Raw genomic sequence first — 9,685 nt, 5'->3', positions numbered from 1 at the left:
GGTAATCCGAACCTCAAATTACATCAGTTGGTTTAATTCCGACAGAATTAGAACGAGTGTTTAGAAAAAGATGTGCCATTTATTGACATAGGAGCAATTGCGCGGGGTTTTAGAAGAGTATCAAATCAATGAGTTCATCAACTGATTAGATGGTATATTAATCTGTTCAACAGTTTTAGAAGAGTATCAAATCAATGAGTTCATCAACTTAAAGTTTCCTTTAAGCTATCATAGTGTTGTTTTAGAAGAGTATCAAATCAATGAGTTCATCAACCGTCTGCTGCTACAGTTCACGCTTTCTGGTGTTTTAGAAGAGTATCAAATCAATGAGTTCATCAACACTATATAACGGAGGTGGCCAGCCTTGAATGTTTTAGAAGAGTATCAAATCAATGAGTTCATCAACAGGCAACTGTACCTTTAGTTAACATTCTAGGTTTTAGAAGAGTATCAAATCAATGAGTTCATCAACCGTGAATACAGATGGGACGAGAGTTCACTAGTTTTAGAAGAGTATCAAATCAATGAGTTCATCAACGTAGTACAGGCAACACAAGACTGGAATGGAGTTTTAGAAGAGTATCAAATCAATGAGTTCATCAACGATATTCCTAAAGAAAACCCAGCAATTGGAGTTTTAGAAGAGTATCAAATCAATGAGTTCATCAACGCGGTCATAATCTTTGATGTCAAAAGTTAAGTTTTAGAAGAGTATCAAATCAATGAGTTCATCAACGATTAAAACTTCCTTTCCTTAACTTATGTAGTTTTAGAAGAGTATCAAATCAATGAGTTCATCAACAAGAGGTTCTGCATGAGGCGCTACATAAGTGTTTTAGAAGAGTATCAAATCAATGAGTTCATCAACAATCCATTACGTACAAACAGTGTTAATGTAGTTTTAGAAGAGTATCAAATCAATGAGTTCATCAACAGTCAACTATACAAACAGGCGGGCAACAGTGTTTTAGAAGAGTATCAAATCAATGAGTTCATCAACCATCGTGTAGTTCTGTTTGGCGAATCCTTGGTTTTAGAAGAGTATCAAATCAATGAGTTCATCAACTGATTGTAGTTTTCAAAGAGTCAACGTTTGAGTTTTAGAAGAGTATCAAATCAATGAGTTCATCAACGCGAATCAAATGAAGTATATATCAATGGACGTTTTAGAAGAGTATCAAATCAATGAGTTCATCAACGCGAGCATTGGGCGATTGCTGACGATGTATGTTTTAGAAGAGTATCAAATCAATGAGTTCATCAACATTCCAACCACCGTTAAGATTACGTAAACTGTTTTAGAAGAGTATCAAATCAATGAGTTCATCAACTAATTCAAGCGAAACGGGATATAGTGTTGCGTTTTAGAAGAGTATCAAATCAATGAGTTCATCAACGTTACTAATATTTTAGGGGCTGTGGAAGCAGTTTTAGAAGAGTATCAAATCAATGAGTTCATCAACCGGGCCGAATTGCTTTAGGTATGAATGTTGGTTTTAGAAGAGTATCAAATCAATGAGTTCATCAACTTGGGTTGTTAGCTTCGATATTGAAGGGTTGTTTTAGAAGAGTATCAAATCAATGAGTTCATCAACAACTATTTACTTGAATTTGAAGAATAAATAGTTTTAGAAGAGTATCAAATCAATGAGTTCATCAACTTGAGCGAGCAGGTCTTGCGGATAATCAATGTTTTAGAAGAGTATCAAATCAATGAGTTCATCAACTGCACGTGTTTCAAAAGAATTTATCGATTCGTTTTAGAAGAGTATCAAATCAATGAGTTCATCAACGGGATTATCCGCATTACAACGAATACATCAGTTTTAGAAGAGTATCAAATCAATGAGTTCATCAACATGATGGGCAGTTTTACAGTCCTAAAGGTGGTTTTAGAAGAGTATCAAATCAATGAGTTCATCAACTAAAGGCTACAAGCAAGGCTGGGTTTACTTGTTTTAGAAGAGTATCAAATCAATGAGTTCATCAACGGGAAGGGATATGACTATGACAAACGAACAGTTTTAGAAGAGTATCAAATCAATGAGTTCATCAACGTGTATTGGTTGTGTTCTTTAACTACTTTCGTTTTAGAAGAGTATCAAATCAATGAGTTCATCAACTGCAACGCTACGGGCTTGCCTAGGTCACTTGTTTTAGAAGAGTATCAAATCAATGAGTTCATCAACTTATTTGTAGGATATTCAATCGGACTACATGTTTTAGAAGAGTATCAAATCAATGAGTTCATCAACTTAGAATAATTGCTACCGAGCCACGGCTTAGTTTTAGAAGAGTATCAAATCAATGAGTTCATCAACCTGGCTAAATTTACATAACCGTTGCTGGCAGTTTTAGAAGAGTATCAAATCAATGAGTTCATCAACCCCGTAGCTTGATTAACAAATGATTCAGGCAGTTTTAGAAGAGTATCAAATCAATGAGTTCATCAACCAACCAACTGCCATTGATGCTGCGTAACGCGTTTTAGAAGAGTATCAAATCAATGAGTTCATCAACAGGACTGGTGAGACGTTAATAGCATCATTTGTTTTAGAAGAGTATCAAATCAATGAGTTCATCAACTCCCGGCTAGGATATTGGTCCGAGAAGCTAGTTTTAGAAGAGTATCAAATCAATGAGTTCATCAACCCGCAGATGACGATCAGGATTATTCTTATGGTTTTAGAAGAGTATCAAATCAATGAGTTCATCAACCGAAAAAGGAAATAAGGCGACTGATTGGTCGTTTTAGAAGAGTATCAAATCAATGAGTTCATCAACTATTCGTTTCAGCCAATGGGGGCACACTATGTTTTAGAAGAGTATCAAATCAATGAGTTCATCAACTAAGATCGATAAGTGTACCCCTTTAGCGCTGTTTTAGAAGAGTATGAAATTAATGGATTTTCGGATTTTTTATGAGTATGAGTTTCAGAGAGTTAGCTAATTCATCGGCTAGCTCTTTTTTCTTACTATTGAAAAGCGTTCTCATTTAGCTTAAAATGAAAAGTGTATAAATGCGCGATTATGCGCTCATGGAGGGTCATCAATGTCTAAATTAGAAATCATCGATTTACACGTCGGTATCGAAGGTAAAGAGATTTTAAAAGGTGTTAACTTAGAAATGAGTACGGGCGAAATTCACGCCATTATGGGGCCGAACGGGACTGGTAAATCAACGTTATCAGAAACCATTATGGGTAATCCTAAATATGAAGTCCTGCAAGGACAAATTAAATTAGATGGTCAAAATATTCTAGAAATGCCGGTCGATGAACGGGCACGCGCTGGTCTTTTCTTGGCGATGCAATACCCTGCTGAAATTCAAGGCGTTACGAATGCTGAATTTATGCGTGCTGCGATTAATGCCCGCCGTCCTGAAGATGATCAAATCTCAGTCATGGCCTTTTTGAAAAAATTAGACAAACAAATGGCCTTTTTAGATATGACTGAAGAAATGGCTGAACGTTATTTAAACGAAGGTTTTTCTGGCGGTGAAAAGAAACGCAACGAAATTTTACAATTAATGATGATTGAACCTAAATTCGCCATCTTAGATGAAATTGATTCTGGTTTGGATATCGATGCCTTACAAGTCGTTTCCAAAGGGGTTAATGAAATGCGCGGGGCTGATTTTGGTTCGCTGATCATTACGCATTACCAACGGTTACTGGATTATATCGTGCCGGACTATGTGCACGTTATGATGGGCGGTAAAATTGTGACGACTGGCGATGCTAGTTTGGCACAACGTTTGGAAGATGAAGGTTATGCTGGTTTGCGTGATGAATTAGGATTAGATCTTAAATTAGTTGACGAAGAAACGAAGTAGGGGGCAATTTGATGAAAAAACAATTAGCAATTACGCCCGAACAAGTGGCCGACTTTGCCGCATTACACCAAGAACCAGCCTGGTTTATTGAAATGCGTCAAGCCGCACTCGCTCAAATCGATTCGTTAGCACTCCCAATTTTTGAAAAAATTAACTTTAAACATTGGCCAGTTATGGCCGCTGACACGCCACAATTAGTGACGTCGAGTGCTGATTTAGTGCCAGAAACGGCACAACAATTAGATGCCAGTCAACCGTATATCGTGCAAGTCGGACAAACGACGGTTAAAATTAATCTACCAGAAGCCATAGCGGCTCAAGGGGTGATTTTTACTGATATCTTTACGGCACTACGCGACTATCCGGAATTGGTTAAAGCCTATTACATGCAAGTTACGGTTAAACCAGATGAAGACCGCTTAACGGCCTTTCACACGGCGTTGATGAATAGTGGTGCTTTCTTGTATGTGCCGAAGAACGTGGTCATCAAGGAACCAATCACGGCGTATTACGTGCAAGATAGCACGCAACCGGCTGATTTTATCCACCACGTCTTAATTGTCGCTGAAACCAATAGTGAATTTAGTTATCTTGAAAATCTACAAACCGCCGGCGATCATAAAAATTTAGCGAACGTCGTGGTTGAAGTGATTGCCAAGGATAATAGTCACGTCCATTTCGCGTCAGTCGATTCATTTGGTCAATCGGTGACCACTTATTTAAATCGGCGCGGGCATTTAATGCGCGACGCACGGATTGACTGGGCGCTTGGCTTTATGAATGATGGCAATATTATCGGTGATTTCGATTCTGATTTAGTCGGTGAAGGCTCACACGCTGAAACGAAGGTTGTGGCAATTTCAACCGGTAAACAGGTTCAAGGGATTGATACGCGGGTCACGAACATTGGGCAACGGTCAATTGGCCATATTTTGCAACACGGTGTCATCCTAGAAGATGCGACGTTAACCTTTAACGGGATTGGCCACATCATCAAAGGTGCGAAGGGCGCCGATGCGCAACAAGAAAACCGCGTCTTAATGTTATCTCGAACAGCACGTGGGGATGCTAATCCACTCTTATTAATTGATGAAAATGACGTTCAAGCTGGTCATGCGGCCAGCGTTGGCCGAGTTGATGAACAACAAATGTACTATTTAATGAGTCGTGGCCTATCGAAAGAAGTGGCTCAACGACTCGTTATTCGGGGCTTCTTAGGCGCTGTTTTAGCCGAAATTCCGGATAAAGTGGTCCGTCAACAATTGACGGCGACGATTGAAAGGAAGTTAATTGATGGTCAAAAGTCTGAATAACATCCGCCAAGAATTTCCGATTCTCGATCAAATCGTGAATGATGAACCGCTCATTTATTTGGATAACGCGGCCACTACGCAAAAACCACAAGCAGTGATTGATGCGATTGTTGACTATTATCAGACTGATAACGCCAACGTTCATCGCGGGGTCCATACATTGGCCGAACGGGCGACAGAACAGTATGAAGCCGCGCGTCAAAAGGTCCAACGGTTTATCAATGCTGATCAAAGTGCTGAGATTATTTTCACTAAAGGCACAACGCAGAGTTTGAATTGGGTCGCCAGCCATTTTGGCCCGCAAGTCGTTCAAGCTGGCGATGAAATCCTGATTAGTTATATGGAACATCACAGTAACTTGGTGCCTTGGCAACAATTGGCGCAACAGACTGGCGCGAAGCTGGTTTATATCGATTTGTTACCAGATGGCCAATTAGATTTAGCGGACGCGAAGGCTAAGATTGGTCCGCGGACGAAGATTGTCAGTTTAACGCATGCTTCAAACGTGCTCGGAGTGGTTAATCCGATTCAAGCGATTGCGCAATTGGTTCATCAGTTTGGTAATTATTTAGTCGTGGACGGCGCGCAAGCCATCCCACACATGCCGGTTGATGTGCAGGATTTGGACGCAGATTTCTACGCTTTTTCCGGTCATAAAATGCTCGGTCCAACTGGAATTGGCGTTTTATACGGTAAAAAAACGCTACTTGAACAAGTCACGCCAGTTGAATATGGTGGTGAGATGATTGATTTTGTCGAACTGCAACAATCCACTTTTAAAGAATTGCCTTGGCGCTTAGAAGGTGGCACGCCGAATATTGAAGGCGCGATTGCCTTGGGCGCTGCAATTGATTATTTAAATCAAATCGGCATGGCACAGATTCAAGCGCACGAACAAGCGCTGGTCGCTAAGGCCATTCCAGCGTTACAAACAATCGATGGCTTAACGATTTATGGGCCGCAAAATGCGCAAGACCGGACGGGTGTGATTGCGTTTAATCTAGACAATCTACATCCTCACGATTTAGCAACCGCCCTCGATATGGAAGGCGTGGCTGTTCGTGCTGGCCACCATTGCGCGCAACCATTAATGAAATGGCTCAACGTCGCCGCCACTGCGCGGGCTAGTTTCTATTTATATAATACGGAAGCCGATGTTGATAAATTGGTTCAAGCAATTCAAGCCGCAAAGGAGTTTTTCCAAGATGGCACTCTCTAAACTAGATAATTTATACCGCCAAGTGATTCTTGATCATTCACAACATCCGCACCATCATGGTCATTTGGACACGGTGGATCATGAAATTGAATTACGCAATCCAACTTGTGGCGATGTGTTACAACTTGAAATTGCACTACAGGATGGCAAAATTAGCCAAATCGCTTTTTCGGGCGAAGGCTGTACGATTAGCCAAGCCTCAGCCAGTATGATGACCGATGCCGTTCTTGGTAAGACACCCGCTCAAGCTGAAACGATGATTGAACGTTTTTCAGACATGATGATTGGTGACCGGCCTGATGAAGATTGGGAAATCCTCGAAGACGCAGCGATTTTGCAGGGAGTCCAACAGTTTCCGGCGCGGATTAAATGTGCGACCCTCGCTTGGAAAGCCCTGCATAAAGCCTTAATCAGTGACCAGCATTCCGCCGTTAGCGGCCAGATTGTGAACCATGCAGAAACGGAGGAAACAGATTAATGACAGAAGAAGCAAAAACAACGATGCCGCAATTTGAAGAATATGATTACGGTTTTAGTGATGATGTTGAACCCGTTTTTTCAACGGGTCGTGGTTTAACCGAAGATGTCGTTCGCGCCATTTCACACGAGAAAAAAGAGCCCAAATGGATGCTTGATTTTCGTTTGAAATCATTTCACGCCTACGAAAAAATGCCAATGCCTGATTTTGGGCCTGATTTATCGCAATTAGATTTAGAGAACATGTTATATTATCAAAAAGCGACCGATAAACAATACCGTGATTGGGACGATGTGCCCGATAAGATTAAGGATACCTTTGAACGTCTAGGGGTGCCCGAAGCGGAACGTAAATATTTAGCGGGTTCGAGTGCGCAATATGAATCTGAAGTGGTTTATCATAATATGCATGATGAATTTGAAAAACTCGGGATTATTTTTACTGATATGGATACCGCACTTAAAGAATATCCGGATATTGTCAAAGAATATTTCAGTACATTGGTTAAACCAACCGACAATAAATTTGCCGCTTTGAACTCAGCAGTTTGGTCAGGGGGCACGTTTATCTACGTGCCTAAAGGGGTTCGGACTGATACACCAATCCAATCCTATTTCCGGATTAATGCCGAAAACTCGGGTCAATTCGAACGGACTTTAATTGTTGTTGATGAAGGCGCCAGTGTCAACTATGTTGAAGGCTGTACGGCACCCAGTTATTCAAGCGATAGTTTACACGCGGCCGTCGTTGAAGTCTTTGTCAAACGGGATGGTTATTGCCGTTATACCACGATTCAAAACTGGTCGAAAAACGTTTATAGTTTGGAAACCAAACGGGCGCAAGCGTTAGAAAATGCGACGATGGAATGGGTCGATGGTAATCTAGGTTCTAAAATTACCATGAAATATCCTAGTATCTACCTCGATGGCGAAGGCGCACACGGCACGATGTTGTCCATTGCTGTCGCTGGTGAAGGCGTCGACCAAGATAACGGCGCGCGAATGATTCACGCCGCACCCAATACGTCTTCTTCGATTGTTTCTAAATCAATCGCCAAAGATGGCGGCGCTGTTGATTATCGTGGGACGGTTCGTTTTGAACGGAATAGTGATGGTTCATTTGCGCATGTCGAATGCGATACGATTATTATGGATGAAAAATCGAGTTCTGATACGATTCCGTATAATACCATTTTGAATGGCAACGTTTCGATGGAACATGAAGCCAAGGTCTCTAAGATTTCCGAAGAACAACTCTATTACCTAATGAGCCGCGGGATTTCGGAAGCCAAAGCCACCGAAATGATTATCATGGGCTTCGTCGAACCATTTACCAAAGAACTCCCAATGGAATACGCCGTTGAATTAAACCGATTGATCAGCTATGAAATGGAAGGGTCAGTTGGTTAATCTAAATGAAGAACGCCGAAACGTTGTTAATACAGTGTTTCGGTCTTTTTTTTATTGCTGAAAATAGTGTTAACACCAAAACTAACACCAAACGAAGAGGAAACGCAACTTATTGAAAAGAGTTAAATGTACCGTTCCGCATATAGGCGTTATAAGTATCTAAAGTCATAATCAAGCCGAAATCTTTCGTAGTAAAGTTTAGTGGATGGTTGTCAGTCTGTTTTAAAGTAAAATACTTTAATCCTAAAGAATTACATAACTTAGCCAATTCTTCTTGTTCTTCCTTTCCAGCATGTGTGACATATTCAAAGAAAATTAATCGTGTTGTATCGTTAGCTACAACTAAAGGGAACCGGACTAGTGAATCATGGAACCGATTGTCTGTTTTTTTACCTTGATTAAAATGACTTTTATTTTCAAGAAGTCTTACTATATTGGAAATAGGCGAGTAAGGTGCGAGCATTGTCATTTTCAATTGATTAAAAAGTTGGATATGTGCAGATTTAAGCAAGTCAGGATCTTCTCCTTTCTTTAGATATGTAGCTGGGATTTGATTAATTGGGATAAATTTCATCATTGTTCACTCCTTGCAATTTTTAAAAAATATTCTTTTCTTGTTCTATAAATTGAGCGAATTTTTCTGCGCTCCGTTCCTCTCGTTCAGGGTAAAAAAAATTGTATACTTGTCGTGTCATCTTCGAATCCTTATGACCGACTCGATGCATTATGTCCTCTAAATCCATATCTGCCATAGCACATAAGGATACGTGCGTTTTTCTAAACTCATGCAGTGTTATTTTTTTTGCAATATTAAATTTTTCACAAATCATGGTATTCCAGTCATTTGGCTGGCCTGGGCGACAAAAATCATTTTTTTTGTTTGGAAAAACGAGTTGTTTTTTCTCGAAATGGGCAATTCCCATAATTTTGAATGATTCTACTTGGTAATTTTCCCATTCTTTTAACATGGAAATAGTAGCTTTATCTAAAGAGATAATTCGTTTTCCAGTATTTGTCTTAGCAGATTGAGATGCTACTTTTGTTTTTTTACTATCTGGTGAGACTTCGACTTCTGCTAAAGTTTTACTAATGGTGAGTTTGTTAGTTTTAAAATCGATATCTTCCCATACTAAAGCTAAAAGTTCTGATTTTCGACTACCCGTATATGCGAGTAATCTAAAGTACATTTCGATTTTTTTATTGCCATGTTTGTGACAAGCGTCAAGGTAATTTGATAGTTCTTTTGGAGTATAAACAACCATTAATTCTTTATCGATCTCATTTTCGTCTATATGTTTTCGTTTAATAGGTTCAGTTTTTCTCATAGGGTTATTATGCTCCTATCCTAGTATTTGGTACATAAATTTCTGAACAGTTGTGCCATAATTAATAAAACAAGATAGGAGCATTCCAATGAAACGATATCAAGAT

Annotated in this window: 7 protein-coding genes and 1 CRISPR repeat array; of the genes, 5 read left to right on the top strand and 2 right to left on the bottom strand. The window is 39.8% G+C overall.

Translation table 11 applies throughout. The annotated features are described in order from the left end of the window. Positions 1-106 precede the first annotated feature (106 nt). A CRISPR array of direct repeats spans positions 107-2,850; the repeat unit is 36 nt; unit sequence GTTTTAGAAGAGTATCAAATCAATGAGTTCATCAAC. Between the two features lie 202 nt (positions 2,851-3,052). Genes sufC through sufB form a run of 5 tightly spaced genes read left to right on the top strand, consistent with a single transcriptional unit; the run spans position 3,053 to position 8,254 of the window. Next, the gene (gene sufC / locus LFUMFP_RS06915) at positions 3,053-3,835 is read left to right on the top strand and encodes a Fe-S cluster assembly ATPase SufC (protein WP_025083928.1); all 783 of its coding nucleotides are present in this window, start codon (positions 3,053-3,055) and stop codon (positions 3,833-3,835) included. 11 nt (positions 3,836-3,846) lie between these two features. Further along, the gene (gene sufD, locus LFUMFP_RS06910; protein ID WP_106483321.1) at positions 3,847-5,148 is read left to right on the top strand and encodes a Fe-S cluster assembly protein SufD; all 1,302 of its coding nucleotides are present in this window, start codon (positions 3,847-3,849) and stop codon (positions 5,146-5,148) included. Beyond that, the gene (locus tag LFUMFP_RS06905) at positions 5,129-6,367 is read left to right on the top strand and encodes a cysteine desulfurase (RefSeq protein WP_056950202.1); all 1,239 of its coding nucleotides are present in this window, start codon (positions 5,129-5,131) and stop codon (positions 6,365-6,367) included. The genes sufD and LFUMFP_RS06905 overlap by 20 nt, the downstream gene beginning before the upstream one ends. Then, positions 6,354-6,845: a Fe-S cluster assembly sulfur transfer protein SufU gene (gene sufU, locus LFUMFP_RS06900; protein ID WP_025083927.1), complete on the top strand. Its 492-nt coding sequence runs from the start codon at positions 6,354-6,356 to the stop codon at positions 6,843-6,845. Before LFUMFP_RS06905 ends, sufU begins: the two co-directional genes overlap by 14 nt. Next, positions 6,845-8,254: a Fe-S cluster assembly protein SufB gene (gene sufB / locus LFUMFP_RS06895; protein WP_025083926.1), complete on the top strand. Its 1,410-nt coding sequence runs from the start codon at positions 6,845-6,847 to the stop codon at positions 8,252-8,254. The genes sufU and sufB overlap by 1 nt, the downstream gene beginning before the upstream one ends. Before the next feature lie 109 nt (positions 8,255-8,363). Here sufB and LFUMFP_RS06890 read toward each other — a convergent pair whose 3' ends face one another. Beyond that, positions 8,364-8,828 carry a hypothetical protein gene (locus tag LFUMFP_RS06890; protein WP_106483320.1) on the bottom strand — a complete coding sequence of 155 codons (465 nt, stop codon included), beginning with the start codon at positions 8,826-8,828 and terminating at the stop codon, positions 8,364-8,366. 22 nt (positions 8,829-8,850) lie between these two features. After that, positions 8,851-9,579 carry a site-specific integrase gene (locus LFUMFP_RS06885; protein WP_456298594.1) on the bottom strand — a complete coding sequence of 243 codons (729 nt, stop codon included), beginning with the start codon at positions 9,577-9,579 and terminating at the stop codon, positions 8,851-8,853. Positions 9,580-9,685: the final 106 nt, after the last annotated feature.

Source organism: Latilactobacillus fuchuensis, assembly GCF_900258455.1.
Lineage (GTDB): Bacteria > Bacillota > Bacilli > Lactobacillales > Lactobacillaceae > Latilactobacillus > Latilactobacillus fuchuensis.
This window is presented reverse-complemented; position numbering and strand designations above follow the sequence as displayed.